The following is a 20,049-nucleotide window of genomic DNA, read 5'->3' as shown; positions in this document are numbered from 1 at the left end:
CCCTTGCATATCTCAACAGGGCGTCGCGCGTCTCCGAGACGTCGTCGGTGATCTCAACCAGTTCGGGCGCGACAGGCGGCTGCGTCAGGCTTTCGTCGGGTATGGCCTGAATCGGCTCTTCGCCGCTCCGGCCGCAGGCGGCGAGGCTCAGCGCCATCGCCGCGAGGAGAGCGCTACGCCAGCGCATAACCGGTCACAGCCTCAAGGTCAGCAAGCAACTGGTCCTCGCCAAGCACCTTGATCGTTGTCATGCCCATCTGGCGCGCAGGCAACAGGTTGATGCCCAGGTCGTCGAGATAGACACACTCTTCCGGGGCGACATCCAGCGCTTCGCACATCAGGGCATAGATGCGCGGGTCTGGCTTGCGAATGCCCAGTTTCGAGCTTTCGATGACATGGTCGAACATGGCGAAGACCTTTTCCAGCTGGGCGGCCTTCTCGCTGTCATTGGTCATCGAGGCGCCTTTGCCAATCGGCGCATTGTTGGTTATGCAGCCGACCTTGCCCTTCGCCTTGCAGGCGTCCAGCGCCGCCACGACGCGCGGGCGCAGCGAGCCGGACAGGAGGGACAACACGTCGCGGCCCGGCACTTCATGCCCCAGCGCCTGCGATTCAGAGCGGAACATGCCGTCAAACCCTGCCGCATCGACTTCGCTACGCTCGAGCAGGGCCCAGGCGTTTTCCAGCGGATTCACGGCATTAACCGAGCGGATGAAGTCCTTTGGCAGGCCCTTCTCTTCCTCGTAGCGGGTGAAGGCGTCGAAGGGTGAGGAGGTGAAAACGCCCCCGAAATCCCAGATAACTGCTTTGAATGTCTTTTTCATGCGGCAGCTTTAGCCTTCCTCAAATCGAGTTTCAAACCTTGAACATTGCTTGACCGTATCTACGGTGGCCGTCAATCACATGGAAAACACAAAGGATAGGCGATCATGGGCGTGCTTGACGGCAAAACAGTACTCATCACAGGCGGTGGCAACGGTATCGGACGCGAGACAGCGCTGCTGGCGGCGCGCGAAGGCGCCAAGGTCGTGGTCAACGACCTGGGTGGCAGCCTGACAGGCGGTGACGAGGGCGATGCAGGTCCCGCCGAGAAGGTCGCCGCAGAAATCCGCGCCGCCGGCGGCGAGGCCGTGTCCAACTCCGAAAGCGTCACGGATATGCGCGCGGTCAAAGGCATGGTCGAACAGGCCAAGGACACGTTCGGATCGCTCGACGCCATCATCAACCCGGCCGGCATCCTGCGCGACGGCATGTTCCACAAGATGAGCGAAGAAGACTGGGACAGCGTCATCGACGTGCACCTGCGCGGCAGTTTCAACGTCACCCGGGCCGCCATCGAGCTGTTCCGCGAGAAGGAAAACGGCGCCTTCGTGCTGTTCACGTCCACTTCCGGCATTATCGGCAATATCGGCCAGGCCAATTATGCCGCCGCCAAGATGGGCATTGCCGGCCTCTCCCGCATCATCGCCATGGAAGGCGAGCGCAAGAATGTCCGCTCCAATGTCATTGCCCCGTTCGCCTGGACGCGCATGATCGCCTCGATCCCGGTCAAGGACGAAGCCGGCGCCGAGCGTGTCGAGCGGATCAAGAATTCCATGCGCGCCGATCAGGTTGCCCAGCTGGCCGTTGCCCTCTGCGCCGACAAGGCCAAGCATGTCAGCGGCCAGATTTTCATCGTGCGCGGCAATGAAGTGATCCTTTGCGACCAGCCCCGGCCGGTCAAATCGATCGCCCGCATGGAAGGCTGGACACCTGACAGCCTGATCGACAATGCCTTCCCCGCCATGCAGGGCAGCTTTACCGATCTGGGCGCATCGGCCAGCGTGTTCCCGTACGACCCGGTCTAGGCCCCGCCTCGCCGCGGCCCGCTCTATTGCGGCGGGTCGTCGGTTGCTGGCTCCGGTTCCAGCCCCAGATCGTTCCGGGGACGCAGGTCGACCGGGCCGGTCGCCTCCGGCTCTGCCGGGTAGGCTGGCGCCACCTCGTCCACGACAAACGGTTCAGGGTCTTCGACAGCCTCCGGAGTGGGCTGGGCGAAGGATTCATCCGCCGCATCCAGCACCTGGTTCAGCGGATCGTCGCTGGCAATCGGCGTACCGGCGCCGGTCGTGTCCGGCAGCGGTTCCGGCTCAGGCGGCAGGTTTGGCATGGCTTCCGGCGGTGGCGGCGCAGGCTCGCCCTTCACAGGCGGCAGCGGCGCCGGGCGCTTGTCACCAAACACGCAGGCATCAAGGCCCTGGTGGCGCACAACGCGCATCCGCGCCTGCAGCGACCCGGCCCGCTTGGTGACATAAGGACCCGGCGGATCGACGCGCCACTTGTTCGGGCTGGGCAGTACAGCGGCCAGCAGGGCGGCTTCGCGCTCCGTCAGTTTCGACGCCGGTTTGCCGAACCGCGCCTGCGCCGCCGCCTCGGCCCCGAAGATGCCGTCGCCCCATTCCGCAACATTCAGATAGACTTCCATCACGCGGCGCTTGCCCCAGACATGATCGATGAAGGTCGCCATCCACATGTCGCCGACCTTTCGGGGCGCGCCACCGCCATTCCAGAAGAACACGTTCTTGGCTGTCTGCTGCGTGATCGTCGACGCGCCGCGCGCTTTCTTCCCACGCTGGTATTCGTCTATCGCCTTCCGGATCGCTTCCGTGTCGATGCCGCTATGCTCGCAATAACGCGTATCCTCCGCCGCAATCACAGCCGTGACCAGGAAGGGCGAAATATCTTCCAGCGGAGTCATCGTGCGGCGCAGGTGCTCGCCACCGGCGGCGCGCTGGACCATCAGGATCGTGCCTGGAACCGGAAGGAAGATCAGGGCTGCAGCATAGATGTGCAGGCCGACGAACAGCCCCGCAAGGAACCTCACCAGCCGGACGAACCACACCCTTACCGGCCCCTTGCCGCTAACTTGCCGCCCTGCTCGATTGGTCATGCCGACTGGTCCCATTCCGCCACAACGCCCGGATCGCCTTCGCGATCCCGCCGCGCGGCCTTCTCTGCCGTAAATCTGTCAGGATCAAGAAGCGCCAGCGCCCAGATGGCCGCTCCGCGCACCTCTGGCGCCGCGTCTTCCAGCAGCGCCAGAACAGACGCAACAAGGCCTGCGTCACCCGAATTGCCAATCGCGATACACACATTGCGCACGAACCGGTTCCGCCCGCTGCGCTTGACCGGCGAGCCCGAAAACACGTCCCGGAACGTGGCATCATCCAGTGCGGCAAGCTCATCCAGACCCGGTGCCTTCAATTCCGCCCGCGCATGCAGCGCCGCTTCGGACGCTGCCTCGGCGAACTTGTTCCACGGGCACACGGCGAGGCAGTCGTCGCAACCATAGATCCGGTTGCCCATCGCGGCCCGGAATTCGCGCGGGATCGGCCCGGCATGCTCGATCGTGAGATAGGAGATACAGCGCCGCGCATCGAGCTGGTAAGGCGCCGGGAAAGCCTGCGTCGGGCAGACATCAAGACACGCCCTGCACGAGCCGCAATGGTCGGTCTCAGCCGCATCCGGCGCCAGCGCCGCATCCGTCAGCATCACGCCGAGGAAGAACCAGGAGCCCAGCTCGCGGCTGACAAGGTTGGTATGCTTGCCCTGCCAGCCCATGCCTGCCTTCGCGGCAAGCGGCTTTTCCATCAGCGGCGCGGTATCGACGAAGACTTTCACCTCCGCGCCCGTCTCTGCCACGAAGGCCCGCGCAAGCTGTTTCAGGCGCGACTTCAGCAGGTCGTGATAGTCCTTCCCCCGTGCATAGACGGAGATATTGCCGAGACTGCGCTCGCCCAGCATCTCCATCGGATCAAGGCCCGGCCCATAGTTCAGGGCAACGACCACCGCTGATTTCGCGCCTGCCCACATGGATGTCGGCGCCTTGCGACGTTCAAGCGTCGTCTCCATCCAGTCCATCTGGCCATGACGGCCCTCTGCCACGAATGCCTCGAGCCGCTCCCCCGCCGCCCAGGCCTCGTCCGCACGCGCAATGCGCACACTGTCAAACCCGATCGTGCGCCCGGTATCTTTGAGGAAGGCTTCAGGTGAACCGGCCACGGGATCAGAAGTCGAGGTCGGCATAATGCGCCACGGGCCGCGTGCCCTCTATCCGGTCACTGAGGAGCGGACGGAAACTGGGGCGCGATTTGATCCTTGCATACCAGGTCTTCAGGTCCGGCACCGCATCCCACTCGACATCACCGAAATAGTCATAGGCCGACAGGTGCGCCGCCGCCGACAGGTCGGCCAGCGACAAGGTGCGCCCGGCCAGGTAGCCGTTGAGCTCAACCATGCCATTGAGGAAGGTGAGCCGCCCGCGCAGCGCGTGCGCCCCGCGTCGCAGCTTTTCGGAATCCGGCTGGCGGTCGCGCCGCACCCATTGCATGACGCGCTCGGTCAGCAGCTTGTCGGTGACTTCCTCGCAACCGGCCTCGACCCAGGCCCAGAGGCGGCGCGCTTCGGCCCGCTCGTTTGGATCTTCCGGCAACAGGGCCGGTGTCGGCTTCAACTCTTCCATCTGCTCGCAGATCGCGCGCGTGCCACACGCGAACGTCTTGCCCGCAGGTCCCGTTTCGACCAGTGCCGGAGCCACCGCGCCATGTGCCAGCCCAGACACATCCGGATGCGGCGCCCACGGGGTCGACTCGAACAGATCGAAAGCTTCGCCCTTCTCGCCGAGGACGAGACGCACCAGCCGTCCGGCGGGATCGAGGGGCCAATGATAGAGCCGTTTCATGATGGCGTTCACTCATAGCAGGCTTATTGCGCCTGTTAAGCAAAGCCTTGCTGGCTGCCGTCACTTGCGCTTCGGCCCTGTGTATAACTCGCCAGCCCTTACCGTCCCATGAATTGCCTGACCGCGTCGGCCGACAGCGTAAATTTGGCGAACGACCAGTCCTTGCCCTTTGTCAGCGTGCCAAGCGCGGCAACCAATTGCCGGCGTGTGTCGGCGCGTGCGGCAAGCCAGGCATCAACACCGCCCGCGGCGAGCGCTTCCTGCGCAGCGGCTGACTGGATGCGCACCAGTTCACTGACCAGTCGGCGTCCCGCAATCCGGTCCCAATAGCCGGCCTTGGCGAGCCCCTCACGGGCCGACGCCCTGAGCCGGTCCAGTCGCAGCGCGTCGCCGATCGCATAGAAAGCGGCGCCCGCTTTGGGCACGTCGACGCTGGCCGCTCGGGCCAGGTCGATCACGACCAGCCCCTGCGAGAAGTGGCTCATCACAGCGGTCCACCGTGCCAGCGCGTCGGGTGCGCCGCGCTTGACCAGGTGCCGCGTCGCGCGCTCGATCCGCGCCGCCGGGAATGGCGCATGGACCGAACCCAGAGCGGTCTTGAATTCATTCAGCGGTGCATGGGTCTGGGCCACCGCATCGCCAACCGCCACGCCGGGCATATTGCGCACATACCAGGCCGCAGCTTCGTTCATCGCCTGCATCGCCTGAATCCGCATATCGGTCTGGACATCCGCCCCGACCTTTGTGTCGAGCGCGTCGACTTCGCGGCGGAAGGCATCAAAATCGAGCACGGCACGCGACGCCTCAAGCCCCCGAACGATGGCGGCATTGTCGGCGCCAGTCATCTCGCGCAGGCGCAGCAGCGGCACGGGCCCGGCCATGTCGAGCGACCGGTTGGCGATCACGGTGGCGATGATTTCCCGCTTCAGGCGGTGGTTGCGGATCGCATCCTCATAGGTGTCGATCGGCTTGGTGAAATAGGATTTGAGAACGCTTTCGAAATACGGGTCGTCGGGAATATCGGAGGCAACAACATCGTCGATCAACACGATCTTCGACCAGGCCAGCAGCACCGCGAGTTCAGGACGGGTCAGCCAGGTACCGGCCTCCTGCCGCAAACTCATCTGCGCCGTGCTGGGCAGCCCTTCCAGCGCCCGGTTGAGCACGCCGCGCTCCTCAAGATAGACCATCAGGCGCTCAAGGGCGTCATGGTCGCCAGCGGCAGTCGATTCCGCCAGCGTCAGCGCGCCCGTCTGGTCATAGTTGTGGAGCAGGACATGCGCGGCAACGTCATCGGTCATCTCGGCCAGGAGCGCATTGCGATCCTTCGCCTTCAGCGCGCCGGTCCGGATGGCCTCGGCGGCCAGGATCTTGATGTTCACCTCATGGTCGGAACTGTCGACGCCGGCGGAATTGTCGATGGCATCGGTATTGATACGCCCCTTGCCCTGCGCGAACTCGATCCGGCCAGCTTGTGTCATCCCGAGATTGGCCCCTTCGCCAATCACCTTGACCCGGAGGTCGCGCCCATTGACGCGGATCGCATCGCTTGACCGGTCGCCCACTTCAGCATGGGATTCGGAACTCGCCTTCACATAGGTCCCGATACCGCCAAACCAGAGCAGGGCCGCTTCTGCCTTAAGCAGGGCGTGGATCAATTCGTCGGGGGTCACCGCATCCTTCGCCAGGCCCGTCACGGCCTTGGCCTCGTCGCTCAGCGTGATCGATTTGGCCGACCGTTCGAAGATACCGCCACCCGACGAGATCAGCTTCGTATCATAGTCCGCCCAGGACGAGCCCGGCAGGTTGAACAGGCGCTGGCGCTCGGCCAGGTTCTTCTTCGAATCGCCGGGATTGGGATCAAGGAAGATGTGCATGTGGTTGAAGGCCGCAACGAGGCGGATCTCCGGCGACAGCAACATGCCATTGCCAAAGACATCGCCGCTCATGTCGCCAACGCCGATCACCGTGAAGGGTTCGGTCTGGATATCCTTGCCCATCTCGCGGAAGTGACGCTTGACCGCCTCCCATGCACCGCGTGCCGTGATGCCCATCTTCTTGTGGTCATAGCCGACCGAACCACCCGACGCGAATGCATCGCCCAGCCAGAAACCATGCGCCTCGCTGATCGCATTCGCCGTGTCGGAAAATGTCGCCGTGCCCTTGTCGGCGGCGACCACGAGATACGGGTCTTCCCCATCCCAGATCACGGTATGATCCGGATGGATGACCTTGGCGCCATCGAGATTGTCGGTGAGGCCGAGCAGCGCCGTGATGAACTGCTTGTAGGCCTCCCGCCCACTTTCGAACCAGGCGTTGCGGTTCGACCGGTCGGCGAGTTGCTTGGGGAAGAAGCCGCCCTTTGACCCGACAGGAACAATCACCGCATTCTTGACCTGCTGGGCTTTCACAAGACCCAGCACTTCCGTGCGATAGTCCGATGGCCGGTCCGACCAGCGCAGCCCGCCGCGCGCGACCGGGCCGAAGCGCAGGTGCACGCCTTCGACCCGGGGGCTCGACGTGAAAATTTCGCGGTACGGCTTCGGCTCGGGCAGGTCTTCCAGTTCACGGCTCGCGACTTTGAAACTGATGAACGCGCGGCCACGCCCCTCTTCGCCCGTCTGGTAGAAATTGGTCCGCTGAATCGCGCAGATGAGATCGGTCAGACGACGGAGAATCTGGTCTTCGGCCAGCGCCGACACATCGCGTAACGCCGTTTCGATGGATGCGCGAATGCCTGCCACCGCATCGCGGCGGGCATCGAGACTGTCATGTGTGGCCGGATCGAACCGTGCCGCGAACAGGTCGAGCAGCAGGCGCGTGATCCTTGGGTGGGCGGCAAGGGCCCGCTCCTGGATATCCTGTGGCTGTTCGAGCCCCGACTGGCGACGATAGGCCGACAAGGCCCGCATAAGGGCGGCTTCGCGCCAGCTTGCGCCAGCGGAAAGGACCAGCCGATTGAAACCGTCATTCTCGGCCTGCCCGCTCCAGACGGCGACAAAGGCATCCTCGAACCCTTTCGCCAGCGCGTCCAGGTCAACCGATTCCCCGCCCACAGACCGCATCGACAGCGAATGAACCCAATATATCTCCGGTGCGTCTGCTGCCGGCTTCTCGGATGGCCGGATCGGATAGCCCGTTTCGAAATTCACGAACAGGCCCATATGCTCGAACACCGGCACACAGCGTGACAGCGGGATGGCGCCTTCGCGGGCATAAATCTTCACGCGTATCTTGTCGTCATCGTCGCCGTCCGACCGGAAGGCACGAGCGAGCACCGGCGTCGTGAAATGCAGGCCTGCCATCGTGGTGACATCGCGCAGCGCTTCGTCGGGCGGGAAAGCCTCGCGGTAGGCCGCATTGAAGGCGCCGATAAAGGCACGTGCACCGTCCCGGTCTGACTCGGCCAGCGGGCTCGCCATCAGGGCCTGCCGGAACCCCTGGTCCCAGGTCCGGGCGAGGTCGGCGATTTCACGTTCCAGTGCGTCCGGGTCAGGCTGGGGATGATTGCGGTCAATCGAGATTTCGAAATGCACACGCGCCAGGGGCCCGGTGTCGAAATAGGGCTGGAACTTCACCAATGTGCCCGCATAGGCGCGGGTCAGGACGTCCGCCATGCGCAGGCGCAGCGCCGTGTCATAGGCTTCGCGGGGCACGAACACGATCGCGGTCACGAACCGGTCGAACTCGTCGCGGCGCAGGAACAGGCGCGTGCGCGGGCGACCGACCAGATGCATCGCACCGATAATCATCGGCGCAAGGGCCCGGGAATGGGTCTGGAACAATTCGTCGCGCGGCCAGGTTTCAAGCAGGTTGGCGACGGTTTTCTCCGTATGCCCGCCTGGCGCCGCACCGGACGCTTCGATCACCTTCTTGACCCGTCGGCGCACGAACGGAATCGACCGCGCCGTCTCGTCATAGGCTTCAGCGGTGAACAGGCCGAGGAACCGCACTTCCCCGTTCACCTTGCCGTCCGCATCATATTTCTTGATACCGATATAGTCGCAATTGACCCGGCGATGCACGCGGCTGACCAAAGTCGATTTTGCAACGAACATCGGGAACGGTTCAGCCAGGAGATCGCTGATCTCAGGTGTGAGGACCAGCGGCTCGCTGTCACGGGACAGCACGTTCAGCTGCTCGTCACGCAGGATGCCGAGGTTGGAGCCATCGATCATGATCGGCTCTTCCGGCAGCACCTTACCGTTTGCATCTGTCTCGAAATGGTATTCACGGCAACCGAGGAAGACGAAATGGTCTTCCAGCAGCCATTCCAGAAAAGCGATCGTTTCGCGCTTGTCGTCGTCGGCGTGATTCTTGAGGTGCGAGATGCCCTTGATCTCGGCCTCCATACGCGCCTTCATCGCTTCAAAGTCGCTGACCACCTGGCGCGTCGAATCCTGCGTCTTGCGTACGCCCTGGATCAGCGTTTTCGCCTCGGCGTCTGTCATCAGGGGCAAGTGGATCTGGATGACCGAAACGCATCGGCCATCTTCCATGTTCACGATTGGGTGAAACAGGGCTTTGACCTCATGTCCTGCGACCGCGCATTCACTCAGCAATGAATCGACCAGGAACGGCATGTCCGGACCAACCGCCTCAAGCACCGAGCGCTGCAATGGGGCGCTTTCCCCGTCCGGCGCAATCAGGACACGCGCGTCCTGCACGTTCGGCGCCACACTGTTCGCCCATGTCCACAGGTCCGTCGTCAGCTTGCGGACGTCACCCTCGGTCAGACCGGTCAGGTCTTCATTGCGGGATTCCTGATTCACCTGCGCCAGCACTTGCTGAAGCGGGTCGGCCCTGGAAAGCGGTGTGGACATGTGAAAAGCTCGCTTGGCGACTGCGGAAACTCCATCCGGTCTAACCTGCGCCGCGAACCCCTTCAATGGGTTGTTTCAAATGAAACTGAATGGCCCGGTGGGGCCCTTGCCCGAATACAAGCGGGCCCGTCGAACGGGGACGTGTCCGACGGGCCCTACAGGCGTTCCGCAGGCTGGGTGGGGGGACGCACGCGGAGGCCTGATCTTGTATTTCGGTTCTTGCTTTCAGGAAGCAAGGGGTACAGCTGGCAAAACTACATTACAAATCATGAAGACTTCACCGACCTGTACATTCTGCTTCTGCGATTGCGCGAGATGCCACACTTCATTCCCTTTCGCCACGATCTTTGGCAGCTGTAGCTGCGACCCTTTGCGCGCCCTTTCCCTGAGGGTTTCCATCCGACGACAGGAGGATCGCGATCCACCGCGTGCCGTCAGATTGCGCAAACAGTATCATCATCAACACAGTCAGCGGTGCCGACAGGAACATTCCGGGGATGCCCCACAGCACGCCCCAGATGGCAAGCGACAGCAAGACCACGAGGGATGACAGGTTCAGGGATTCGCCCATCATCCGCGGCTGGATGAAATTCCCGATCGAGAATTGCCAGAAACTGACAACACCGAACACAATGGCCGCGTAGATATAGATGTCCTGCGGCGCGGCGCCCGGAATCCAGGCCGGCACGTCGGGCTGCACGAGGGCAAAGAGGGGCGGCACCAGCGCCGCGACGATCGACCCGACCGTCGGAATATAGTTCAGCACGAAGATCAGCGCCGCCAGGAAGAGCGCATTCTGCACGCCGAGGGCCAGCAGGGACGCATAGGTCAGCGCCGTGATCAGGGCCGAGATGACGGTCTGGGTCCAGAGATAGGTCTCGATACTCTGCCGGGCCTCGTCGCCGATCTGACGCACCTGGCTGCGCTGCTCGAATTCCGGGAAGATATTGTCCAGCTTCCGGGTCCAGCCGGACTGGGCAATGAACAGGAAGGCGACATAGATGAAGATCACGACCAGGTCGCCCGAAAGGTCGCCCGTCGCATTCGCGATTGTCGCAAAGAAGCGCTGGCCCTGCGCATTGAACAGGAGATGGGTGAGCGTCGGCGCATCGCTCATATTGACCAGGCCATAGGCATCCCGGATCAGCGCGTTGATCTTTTCCTCATACTCGGCTGCATCGCGCCCGAACTGCGACATGCCGTGGGCCATCAGGGCGATGAAACCAATAAAGCCCCCGAGCACGGTCAGCACAGCAATGGCCCGTGCGGCGCCGCGGCGCATCACACGCGACCAGTTGTCGATCACGGTCGCAAAGCCCTCGATCACGAGGAACAGGAACACGGCCATGGCGAAGGTCGCCAGGATGCCGCGTCCAATATAAAGGAAGGCGATGATCACGCCGGTGGCGATGATCCAGATCCCGGTCTTGGTTGCGCGGTCCATACAGGTCCCCCTGAAGCAGATACAGGTTGGAAGCAGCCTCGCTCGGCGTCAAGATATGCTTGCACCTGCATCTGCACCGCACACACCAAGCTCAGTCGGCCCCTTGCCGAATCCTGTTAAATCACTAGCGTTCCGGCGGCATCAGGGGAGATTTGGCCAGCATGACGGATTCACTTTTTATCGGTGGCGCAGACGAAGACGGGTCTGGCACGCCGAACACCGCTCAGGAAATGCTGCTGAAAGTGGCCAACCGTCACGGCCTCGTCGCCGGCGCGACCGGCACCGGCAAGACCGTGACCCTGCAAATCCTGGCGCAGGGCTTCTCCGATGCCGGCGTCCCGGTCTTCTGTGCCGACGTGAAAGGCGACCTCTCGGGCATCTGCGTTCCCGGCAGCGCCAGTCACAAGCTGCACGACAAGCTGGTCGCACGCGCCAACCTGATCGGCCTTGAGGACTTCGGCTATGGCGCCGCCCCCACCATCTTCTGGGATGTGTTCGGCGAGAACGGTCACCCGATCCGCGCCACGATCTCGGAAATGGGCCCCCTCCTCCTGTCGCGCCTGATGGGCCTGACAGATGCGCAGGAAGGCGTGCTCAACATCGCCTTCGAATATGCCGACGATAACGGCCTCCTGCTGCTCGACCTGAAAGACCTGCGCAAGCTGCTGGTCCACCTGTCCCAGAAAGAGGTGCGCGACGAGATCAGCCAGGAATACGGCAACGTCGCCGCCGCCTCGCTCGGCGCCGTGCAGCGCAACCTCCTGATGCTCGAACGCGAAGGCGCCGAGCATTTCTTCGGCGAGCCGGCACTGCAGCTCGAAGACCTGATGCGCTCGACCCAGGACGGGCGCGGCTATGTCAACGTGCTCGACGCGACCAAGCTGATCAACAGCCCAAAACTCTATTCCACCTTCCTGCTCTGGCTGCTGTCGGAACTGTTCGAGCGCCTCCCGGAAGTCGGCGACCCGGACAAGCCAAAGCTCGTCTTCTTCTTCGACGAGGCCCACCTCCTGTTCAATGACGCGCCGCCAGCCCTGATGCAGAAGATCGAACAGGTCGTCCGCCTCATCCGCTCGAAAGGCGTCGGCGTCTTCTTCGTCACCCAGAACCCGCGCGACCTGCCGGAAAACGTTCTGGCCCAGCTCGGTAACCGGATGCAGCACGCCCTGCGCGCCTACACGCCCGCCGAACGCAAGGGCGTGCGCGCCGCCGCCCAGTCATTCCGCGAAAACCCGGCCTTCGACACCGAGGAGGTCATCACCCAGCTCGGCACCGGCGAGGCGCTCGTCTCCACGCTCAACACCAAGAGCGCGCCGTCAGTGGTCCAGCGCACCATGATCCGCCCGCCATCCTCCCGCCTCGGACCGGCCACACCTGCCGAACGCGCAATTGTCCAGAAGGACAGCCCCTTTGCCGGCAAGTATGAAGAGGTCATCGACCGCGAGTCCGCCTACGAGATCCTGGAAGAAAAAGAGGCCGAAGCCGCCGAACAGGCTGAAAAGCTGGCCGCCAAGGAAGAAAAGGCCAAGGCCGCGCTCGCAAAGAAAAAAACGCGGGCAAAATCCACAAAGTCCCGACGCCAGACGCCACTCGAAGCAGCCGGAAAGCAGGCCGCCCGCACGGCGACGCGCGAATTCACCCGCTATATCCTGCGTGGCATCCTGGGCGGCATGAAGCGCTAGACGCCACCTGCCTCAGATGAATTCCCCGTTACACGGGTGATTTCCTTTGCGTCAGGACTCGCCGGTGACGCGCGCGTCACCTATAGTCAGACCAGAAGCACAGACATCAAAGGGAGGCTCCGGCCCATGAAAGATTATCTCAAGTTTTACATCAATGGTGAGTGGGTCGATCCGGTGGAGCCCCGCACGCTTGAGGTCGAAAACCCCGCCACTGAAGAGCCCTTTGCGCGCATCTCGCTCGGCTCGAAGGCCGATGTCGACAAGGCCGTTGCCGCCGCCAAGGCTGCTTTCCCGTCCTTCTCGCAAACCTCGGTCGAATACCGCGCCGACCTGCTCGACAAGATCACCGCCGGCATCCAGAAGCGCCTGCCAGAACTGGCCAGCGCCATCTCCGACGAAATGGGCGCGCCAATGTGGCTCGCCAATGCGGCTCAGGTGCCGGCCGGCATGGGCCATTTCGCCACCGCCGCCGCCATCCTGCGCGGCTTTGAGTGGGAAGAGCTGAAAGGCACGACCCTGCTGCGCAAGGAAGCCATTGGCGTCTGCGGCTTCATCACGCCGTGGAACTGGCCCCTCAACCAGATCGCCTGCAAGGTCGCCCCTGCCCTCGCAGCGGGTTGCACCATGGTCCTCAAGCCGTCCGAAATCGCACCGCTCGACGCACTGATCTTCGCCGAGATCCTGCATGAAGCCGGCGTGCCGAAAGGCGTGTTCAACCTCGTCAACGGCGACGGCCCGAATGTCGGCGCCGTTCTTTCGGCGCACCCTGATGTCGACATGATGAGCTTCACGGGCTCGACCCGCGCCGGCGTGCTCGTCGCGCAGGCTGCTGCCCCGACCGTCAAGCGTGTCGCCCAGGAACTCGGTGGCAAGTCGCCGAACATCGTCCTGCCAACCGCCGACCTGAAAAAGGCCGTCGCAGGCGGCGTCATGCAGATGATGACCAATACAGGCCAGTCCTGTAACGCGCCGTCGCGCATGTTCGTCCAGAAAGACCAGCAGGACGAAGCCATCGCAATTGCCAAGGCCGCAGCGGAATCGGTCAAGGTCATGATGCCGGGCGAAGCGACGCCGGGTGCCATTGGTCCGATCTCGAATGGCAACCAGTTCCAGAAGGTCCAGGACCTGATCCAGGTCGGCATCGACGAAGGTGCGACGCTCGTCGCCGGTGGCACGGGTCGCCCTGAAGGCTTCAACAAGGGTTACTTCACCCGCCCCACCGTCTTCGCGAACGTCACCAACCAGATGACCATCGCCCGCGAGGAAATCTTCGGTCCTGTCCTTTGCATCCTGCCTTACGACACGCTGGACGACGCCATCGAGATGGCCAATGACACCGTCTACGGTCTCGCTGGTTATGTTCAGGGCCCGGACAAGGAAGCCCAGGCCGTCGCTCGCCAGATCCGCGCCGGCCAGATCCAGGTCAACGGCGCCAGCCCTGACTTCTCGGCACCGTTCGGCGGCTACGGCCAGTCCGGCAATGGCCGCGAATGGGGCGAACTCGGCTTCGAGGAATTCCTCGAAACAAAGGCAGTCATCGGCTACAAGGCCGCCTGATCCGTCATACCGGAACGCACAAGATCAAGGGCGGCCCGATGGGTCGCCCTTTTTCGTTGACGCGATGATCTCGAAAATGTGATGGCGCACTGACCCCACACTGTAGCGAGTCTACGCAATTCAACCTAGGTTCAGGTAGGATACGGTTTGATATCGTGTACGCTTGCAGACATCCTCAGGAGGGTCGCCACATGCATATTTCAAGGATCGCCGCCGGGTTTGCCGCCCTGGCCTTACTGGTCGCCTGTACCACTGCCACCCCCTATCAGGCGGCGTATGATTCAGAACGTGGCTACTCGGAACAGCAGATCGAATCCAACCGTTTCCAGGTCCAGTTCGCTGGCAACAGCCTGACCGACCGCAAGACGGTCGAGACCTACATGCTGTATCGCGCGGCAGAGCTGACCAAGCAGAACGGCTTCGACCATTTCCGTGTCGTGCACCGGGCCACCGATGCTGACAGCCGCGTGGTGCCGACCTCCACGGGCTATTCGCCCTTCTACGACAATTTCTATCTCGACTATCGCTACTTCGGCCCGCGTGCGTCCTACTTCCATGACCCCTACCGCCGCTGGGCCTATCCGCGCTCATTCTACGCGTCGCGCTTCGGCTATTATGATCCCTTCTGGGACGGCCCGCAGGAATATCGCGAAATCACTTCTTATGTGGCATCGGCCGAAATCATCATGGGCAAGGGCCCGAAACCGGATGATCCGGCCTATTTCGATGCCGATCAGGTGATCTTCAATCTGGGCAGCCAGATCCAGCGCCCCGAATCCTGATCCGGTTTCAAACCGTCTTCAAACGCCGCCTCGCAAGGGCGGCGTTTCTGCATCAGGCGCATTATTCCTGGCTTCGCCTCTAGGCAAGCGGCAAGGCGTGGCCCAGATAGGGAGGCTTCCCCCAAACCGCACCAGACTGGAAAGGCGGGCCCATGGCCGACACCGAACCCTCCGCCATTCCGCCCTCGGGCATCCTGCCCGGCGCCAAGCGGCCGGTGCCGGGACGCAGCGAACTTGTCGTCATGATTGCCGGCCTGATGGCGCTGAATGCCTTCGGCATCGACATCATGCTGCCGGCACTCAACCAGATTGCCCATGCGGTGGGCCTGACTGCGCCCGGCATGGAAAGCGACAACCGCCAGCAGATGATCATCTTCTCCTATGTGCTCGGCTTTGGCGCACCGCAAATCGTCTGGGGCCCCATCTCTGACCGGTTTGGCCGGCGCGGTCCCCTCTTCGTCGCTCTCGTCGGCTATATCATCACCGCCTTTGCCTGCATCGTGATGCGCGACTTCATGGCCCTTCTGATCATGCGGTTCCTGCAAGGTGTGTTTGCCTCCGGCGGACGGCTTGTCGCCGTGTCGGTCGTGCGAGACCTGTTTGCCGGCCGCCAGATGGCACGCTTCATGTCGCTGGTGATGACCATTTTCATGGTGGTACCGATCCTCGCGCCGGGCATCGGCCAGATCGTCCTGCTGGTTGCGCCATGGGAGGCCATCTTCGTGGTCCTCGCCATCTTCGGCATCATCATGCTCGTCTGGACATGGTACCGCCTGCCCGAGACCCTGCCGGAAACGGCCCGGCAACCGCTCAATCTCGGTGCTGCCGCCGGTGCCTATGGGCAGATCGTCAAGTCGCGCGTCACGTTCGGATACATGTGCGCCTCCGGCGTCATCTTCGGCGCGCTGTTCGCGTTCATCGCCTCGTCTGAACAGGTCTTCCGCGAAGTCTTCGGCCAGACGGACACGTTCGCGCTCTGGTTCGCCGGAATCGCCGGCACATTGGCCTGCGCCAACTTCCTGAACTCGCGCATCGTCGAGAAGGTCGGCATGCGCCGGATCAGCCAGACCGCCCTCTTCATCTTTACAATCGGCGCGGCGATCCTCGCACTGGTCACCCATTTCGTCGGCGACCACCTTTTTATCTTCTTCCCTCTGTTTGCGCTCTGCTTCGGGTGTTTCGGCCTGATGGGATCGAACTTCAGCGCGCTCGCTATGGAACCCCTCGGCAAGATTGCCGGCACAGCTTCGGCTGCCTATGGCTTTGCCACGACGACTGTTTCCAGCCTCATCGGCATGACCATCGCCAGCCAGTACAATGGCTCGACCGTACCGATCACGCTCGGCTTCGTCTGCCTCGGCCTGGTCTCACTCGGGATCATCCTGATCACCGAGAAGGGCAAGCTGTTCAGCTCACGTTGATCCGCCGTCGCGGCTTCGCACCGGTCTCGCGCACCTTGGCCAGCGGGCGCACCTGACGCTCGAGATGCTCGATGATCATCCCCGCAATGTCCTTGCCGGTCGCCCCTTCGATGCCCTGCAGGCCGGGCGAGGAATTGACCTCCAGCACCTTCGGGCCCTCATCGGTCTGCAACAGGTCCACGCCCGCCACGCGCAGGCCCAGCACTTTCGCCGCTTCGCGCGCGATATCGCGTTCGGCCCGCGTCAGCTTCACCGCGCTGGCCGTACCGCCGCGGTGCAGGTTCGATCGGAACTCGCCTTTGGCCGCCTGTCGCTTCATGCCGCCGACCACCTTGTTGCCAATGACGAAACAGCGCGTATCGGCGCCTGCTGCCTCATTGATGAATTCCTGCACCAGGAAGTTCGCCTCCAGCCCGCGGAACGCATCGACCAGGCTTTCGGCCGCCTTCCGCGTTTCGGCGAGAACCACGCCCTTGCCCTGCGTCGACGAGAGCAGCTTCACAACCACCGGCGCCCCGCCCGCCAGGGAGATCAGGTCTTTCGTATCCTTCGGGCTGTGCGCAAACGCCGTGATCGGCATGCCGATCTTGGCACGGGCGAGCAACTGGTGCGCCAGCAGTTTGTCACGCGAGCGCCCGATGGCCCCTGCCCCGTTCAGGCAGAACGCGCCTGTATTGGTAAACTGACGCAGCACCGCCATGCCATAATCGGTGATCGACGCACCGATGCGCGGGATCACAGCGTCGAACCGCTCGAGTGCCTTGCCGTCATAATGCACTTCCGGGTCCAGCGTACCGATCTGCATGTAGCAGCGCGCGGTATCGATCATCTCCATGACGTGGCCGCGTGCCTCAGCGGCTTCGACCAAGCGTTTGGAGGAATAATTATTCGGCTCGCGCGTCAGCAGGGCAATCCGCAAGGGCCGTTTCACCGGCGTCCGCTTCGGCAGGCCATTATAGCGCGCATAGTCCAGCAAGGGCTGGCTGAACGACGCGTTGGGATTGACGATCATGTCGGGCTGGACCGCTCCGCGTCCGAACAGCATCCGGTAGGTCATGTTCTCGCGATTGGTCAGTGTCAGCTGGATCGGCCAGCGCCGACCGCCCATCTCGGCCTCGGTCTCGATCACGTAACGCAGTTCGGTATCGCCATTCGAACTGGTCACTTCGCGCCGGTCGATCACCTGCGCCGAGCAGGTGATCTCCAGGTTGGGGTCCGACGGATCCGGCTGGATCAGGAAGCGCACTTGCGGCTTTGTACTCGGCCCAAACGGCTCGATCACGCTGGCATGCAGCGCCGATGTCTTGGCGCCGGTATCCACCTTGGCCTTGATCGCAGGCAGGCCCAGGTCCGGCAGCGCCAGCCACTCTTCCCAACCGAGTTCAAACTGTCCCATGGCGGTTCCCGATCAGGCCTGATTGTAAGTGATCGCCGCCCTTAAACGCCTTGTTGCGGCGTCGCAAGAAGAAGAAAGCTGTAAGCCTAGGTCGTCGCCAGCCAGGCCTTCTCGACCACTTTCACCACGTCGCCCATGATGCCGGTAATCTTGAAGTCCTTGGGCGTGTAGATGCGCGTCACACCCATCTGGCCGAGGGCGCGGGCGTCTTCCGGCGGGATGATGCCGCCGACAACCAGTGGCACATTTTCCAGCCCCTGCTTGCGCATCTCCGCAATCGTCTCACGCACGAGATCGAGATGGCTGCCGGACAGGATGGACAGCCCGATCACGTGCGCATTGGCCTCTTTCGCCTGCGCCGCAATCTCGGCTGGCGTGAAGCGGATGCCCTCATAGACGACATCCATGCCGACTTCCCGCCCGCGCGCCGCGATCTGCTCGGCGCCATTGGAATGGCCATCCAGGCCCGGCTTGCCCAGCACATAGGTCAGCCGCCGGCCCAGCGCTTCCGACACGCGGTCGACATCGGCTTTCACGGCGGCGATCTCTTCGTCACCGTCGCCGCTGATAACCATGGCCACGCCCGTCGGTGCACGGAATTCGCCGAACACTTCGCGCATTGCGGTGCCCCATTCGCCGGTCGTCACGCCCGCCTTGGCACAGGCAATCGACGGCTCCATGATGTTCACATCGCTTGCCGCCGCCGCCTTCAGGTCCGCCAGCGCCGCCTCGACGGCTGCATTGTCGCGTTTCGCACGCCACGCTTTCAGCTCGCGCACTTGCGCGGCTTCTTCAGCCGGATCGACCGTCATGATCGCGCCGTCGCCCGTGCCCAGCGGGCTTTCCTCGGTCGAGGTGTACTTGTTCACGCCGATAACGCTCATCGATCCGTTCTCGATCGCCTTGATGCGGTCGATATGCGCGCCGACAAGGCTTTCCTTCATATGGCCAATGGCATTCGTCGCGCCGCCCAGCGCGTCGATCTCGGCCAGCGTCGCGCGGGCCTTGTCCTTCAATTCCTCGGTCTTGCCGTCGATCACATGGCTGCCGTCGAATATGTCCTCGAATTCGAGGAGATCGGTTTCGTAGGCCAGGATCTGCTGCAGGCGCAGGCTCCATTGCTGGTCCCACGGACGCGGCAGGCCCATGGCCTCGTTCCAGGCCGGCAATTGCAGCGCCCGGCACCGGGCCCGTTTCGACAGGGTTACCGCCAGCGCCTCGATCAGGATGCGGTAGACATTATTCTCCGGTTGCTGCTCGGTCAGGCCCAGCGAATTGACCTGCACGCCATAGCGGAACAACAGCGCCTTCGGGTCGGTCACGCCATAACGTGTCCGGCCGATCTCTTCCCACAGGTCCACGAACGCCCGCATTTTGCAGAGTTCCGTAATGAAACGCACACCTGCATTCACGAAGAAGGAAATCCGCCCGAACACGGTTTCAAAGTCTGATTCCGGAACTTGTCCGCCCGCTTTCACGCGGTCGAGCACGGCAATCGCCGTCGCCAGCGCATAGGCCAGCTCCTGTTCCGGTGTCGCGCCCGCTTCCTGCAGGTGATAGGAGCAGACATTCATCGGGTTCCATTTTGGAACTTCTGTATAGCACCAGCTGACCATGTCCGAGATCAGCCGCATCGAAGGCTCGGGCGGGAACACATAGGTCCCGCGCGACAGGTATTCTTTGACGATATCGTTCTGCGTCGTGCCGCGCAGCTTGTACCGGTCGTCGCCGCGCTCGTCGGCCAACGCGACATACATGGCCAGCATCCAGGCCGCCGGCGCATTAATCGTCATCGACGTGTTCATCTCTTCCAGCGGCAGCTGGTCGAACAGTTTCGCCATGTCGCCCATATGCTTGACCGGCACGCCAACCTTGCCGACTTCGCCGCGCGCCAGGATATGGTCGGCGTCATAGGCAGTCTGCGTCGGCAGGTCGAAGGCAATGGACAGGCCCGTCTGGCCCTTGGCCAGGTTGCCCCGATACAGCTCGTTCGATTTCTGCGCCGTCGAATGGCCCGCATAGGTGCGGAAAATCCACGGCCGGTCAGGCGCGTGCTGGAACGGTTTTTGTGTGTCGGCCATGCCGGGGCTCCCCAATTGTATTGTTGCGGCGCAACATGCCGTGTGGCGCTGGCCAGCGCAAGCGTCAGGCCGCGCCCTTGTGCTGGCGTGTCTTCATGGCCACATCGAAACGGACCCACCACGCCCTTGCCCCCCACCGGATA

14 protein-coding genes are annotated in these 20,049 nt (G+C 62.9%); 5 read left to right on the top strand and 9 right to left on the bottom strand.

Annotated elements, in window-relative coordinates:
• On the bottom strand, nt 1–187 hold a 187-nt coding region (locus tag AADA04_RS02805), incomplete at its 3' end, for a hypothetical protein (protein WP_340691715.1).
• The gene (locus AADA04_RS02800) at nt 174–824 is read right to left on the bottom strand and encodes an HAD-IA family hydrolase (protein WP_340691714.1); all 651 of its coding nucleotides are present in this window, start codon (nt 822–824) and stop codon (nt 174–176) included. The genes AADA04_RS02800 and AADA04_RS02805, both read right to left, overlap by 14 nt.
• Before the next feature lie 105 nt (nt 825–929).
• On the opposite strand from AADA04_RS02800, the gene AADA04_RS02795 reads away from it, so the two are divergent.
• Nucleotides 930–1,847 carry an SDR family NAD(P)-dependent oxidoreductase gene (locus AADA04_RS02795; RefSeq protein ID WP_340691713.1) on the top strand — a complete coding sequence of 306 codons (918 nt, stop codon included), beginning with the start codon at nt 930–932 and terminating at the stop codon, nt 1,845–1,847.
• Nucleotides 1,848–1,870: 23 nt separating this feature from the next.
• Here AADA04_RS02795 and mtgA read toward each other — a convergent pair whose 3' ends face one another.
• The 5 genes from mtgA to AADA04_RS02770 all read right to left on the bottom strand — a co-directional run bounded on the left by mtgA (nt 1,871) and on the right by AADA04_RS02770 (nt 10,987).
• Nucleotides 1,871–2,929 (bottom strand): monofunctional biosynthetic peptidoglycan transglycosylase, encoded by a 1,059-nt coding sequence (mtgA, locus tag AADA04_RS02790; protein WP_340691712.1) that lies wholly within the window; start codon nt 2,927–2,929, stop codon nt 1,871–1,873.
• Complete coding sequence (gene queG / locus AADA04_RS02785; RefSeq protein ID WP_340691711.1) at nt 2,926–4,065, bottom strand: tRNA epoxyqueuosine(34) reductase QueG; 1,140 nt, start codon at nt 4,063–4,065, stop codon at nt 2,926–2,928. The genes mtgA and queG overlap by 4 nt, the downstream gene beginning before the upstream one ends.
• Nucleotides 4,046–4,720 carry a glutathione S-transferase family protein gene (locus AADA04_RS02780; protein ID WP_340691710.1) on the bottom strand — a complete coding sequence of 225 codons (675 nt, stop codon included), beginning with the start codon at nt 4,718–4,720 and terminating at the stop codon, nt 4,046–4,048. The genes queG and AADA04_RS02780 overlap by 20 nt, the downstream gene beginning before the upstream one ends.
• A gap of 98 nt (nt 4,721–4,818) precedes the next feature.
• Nucleotides 4,819–9,543, bottom strand: a complete 4,725-nt coding sequence (locus AADA04_RS02775) for an NAD-glutamate dehydrogenase (protein WP_340691709.1) — start codon at nt 9,541–9,543, stop codon at nt 4,819–4,821.
• Nucleotides 9,544–9,868: 325 nt separating this feature from the next.
• The gene (locus AADA04_RS02770; protein ID WP_340691708.1) at nt 9,869–10,987 is read right to left on the bottom strand and encodes an AI-2E family transporter; all 1,119 of its coding nucleotides are present in this window, start codon (nt 10,985–10,987) and stop codon (nt 9,869–9,871) included.
• Nucleotides 10,988–11,148: 161 nt separating this feature from the next.
• Between AADA04_RS02770 and AADA04_RS02765 the strand changes: the two genes are divergently transcribed.
• The 4 genes from AADA04_RS02765 to AADA04_RS02750 all read left to right on the top strand — a co-directional run bounded on the left by AADA04_RS02765 (nt 11,149) and on the right by AADA04_RS02750 (nt 16,429).
• The gene (locus AADA04_RS02765) at nt 11,149–12,669 is read left to right on the top strand and encodes a helicase HerA-like domain-containing protein (protein ID WP_340691707.1); all 1,521 of its coding nucleotides are present in this window, start codon (nt 11,149–11,151) and stop codon (nt 12,667–12,669) included.
• Between the two features lie 126 nt (nt 12,670–12,795).
• Complete coding sequence (locus AADA04_RS02760) at nt 12,796–14,226, top strand: aldehyde dehydrogenase family protein (protein WP_340691706.1); 1,431 nt, start codon at nt 12,796–12,798, stop codon at nt 14,224–14,226.
• 191 nt (nt 14,227–14,417) lie between these two features.
• Entirely contained in the window at nt 14,418–15,008 is a 591-nt protein-coding gene (locus AADA04_RS02755) for a hypothetical protein (RefSeq protein WP_340691705.1), read from the top strand.
• Nucleotides 15,009–15,160: 152 nt separating this feature from the next.
• Nucleotides 15,161–16,429, top strand: coding sequence for a multidrug effflux MFS transporter (locus AADA04_RS02750; RefSeq protein WP_340691704.1), 1,269 nt, complete (start codon nt 15,161–15,163; stop codon nt 16,427–16,429).
• Here the strand turns inward: AADA04_RS02750 and rimK are convergent.
• Together rimK and AADA04_RS02740 are read right to left on the bottom strand one after the other, a co-directional pair.
• On the bottom strand, nt 16,416–17,825 hold the full coding sequence (gene rimK / locus AADA04_RS02745) for a 30S ribosomal protein S6--L-glutamate ligase (protein ID WP_340691703.1): 1,410 nt from the start codon (nt 17,823–17,825) through the stop codon (nt 16,416–16,418). The two genes, AADA04_RS02750 and rimK, sit on opposite strands and share 14 nt — an antisense overlap.
• Before the next feature lie 86 nt (nt 17,826–17,911).
• Nucleotides 17,912–19,906 (bottom strand): protein meaA, encoded by a 1,995-nt coding sequence (locus tag AADA04_RS02740; RefSeq protein ID WP_340691702.1) that lies wholly within the window; start codon nt 19,904–19,906, stop codon nt 17,912–17,914.
• Nucleotides 19,907–20,049: the final 143 nt, after the last annotated feature.

Source organism: Hyphomonas sp. (assembly GCF_037969335.1).
Taxonomy (GTDB): domain Bacteria; phylum Pseudomonadota; class Alphaproteobacteria; order Caulobacterales; family Hyphomonadaceae; genus Hyphomonas.
This window is presented reverse-complemented; position numbering and strand designations above follow the sequence as displayed.

Excerpts from the sequence above, each read along its gene's own strand:
- AADA04_RS02755 (WP_340691705.1), top strand. The coding sequence starts at position 14,418 with ATGCATATTTCAAGGATCGCCGCCGGGTTTGCCGCCCTGGCCTTACTG.
- AADA04_RS02760 (WP_340691706.1), top strand. The coding sequence starts at position 12,796 with ATGAAAGATTATCTCAAGTTTTACATCAATGGTGAGTGGGTCGATCCG.
- AADA04_RS02770 (WP_340691708.1), bottom strand. The coding sequence starts at position 10,987 with ATGGACCGCGCAACCAAGACCGGGATCTGGATCATCGCCACCGGCGTG.
- queG (WP_340691711.1), bottom strand. The coding sequence starts at position 4,065 with ATGCCGACCTCGACTTCTGATCCCGTGGCCGGTTCACCTGAAGCCTTC.
- rimK (WP_340691703.1), bottom strand. The coding sequence starts at position 17,825 with ATGGGACAGTTTGAACTCGGTTGGGAAGAGTGGCTGGCGCTGCCGGAC.
- AADA04_RS02740 (WP_340691702.1), bottom strand. The coding sequence starts at position 19,906 with ATGGCCGACACACAAAAACCGTTCCAGCACGCGCCTGACCGGCCGTGG.
- mtgA (WP_340691712.1), bottom strand. The coding sequence starts at position 2,929 with ATGACCAATCGAGCAGGGCGGCAAGTTAGCGGCAAGGGGCCGGTAAGG.
- AADA04_RS02780 (WP_340691710.1), bottom strand. The coding sequence starts at position 4,720 with ATGAAACGGCTCTATCATTGGCCCCTCGATCCCGCCGGACGGCTGGTG.
- AADA04_RS02775 (WP_340691709.1), bottom strand. The coding sequence starts at position 9,543 with ATGTCCACACCGCTTTCCAGGGCCGACCCGCTTCAGCAAGTGCTGGCG.
- AADA04_RS02795 (WP_340691713.1), top strand. The coding sequence starts at position 930 with ATGGGCGTGCTTGACGGCAAAACAGTACTCATCACAGGCGGTGGCAAC.
- AADA04_RS02765 (WP_340691707.1), top strand. The coding sequence starts at position 11,149 with ATGACGGATTCACTTTTTATCGGTGGCGCAGACGAAGACGGGTCTGGC.
- AADA04_RS02800 (WP_340691714.1), bottom strand. The coding sequence starts at position 824 with ATGAAAAAGACATTCAAAGCAGTTATCTGGGATTTCGGGGGCGTTTTC.
- AADA04_RS02750 (WP_340691704.1), top strand. The coding sequence starts at position 15,161 with ATGGCCGACACCGAACCCTCCGCCATTCCGCCCTCGGGCATCCTGCCC.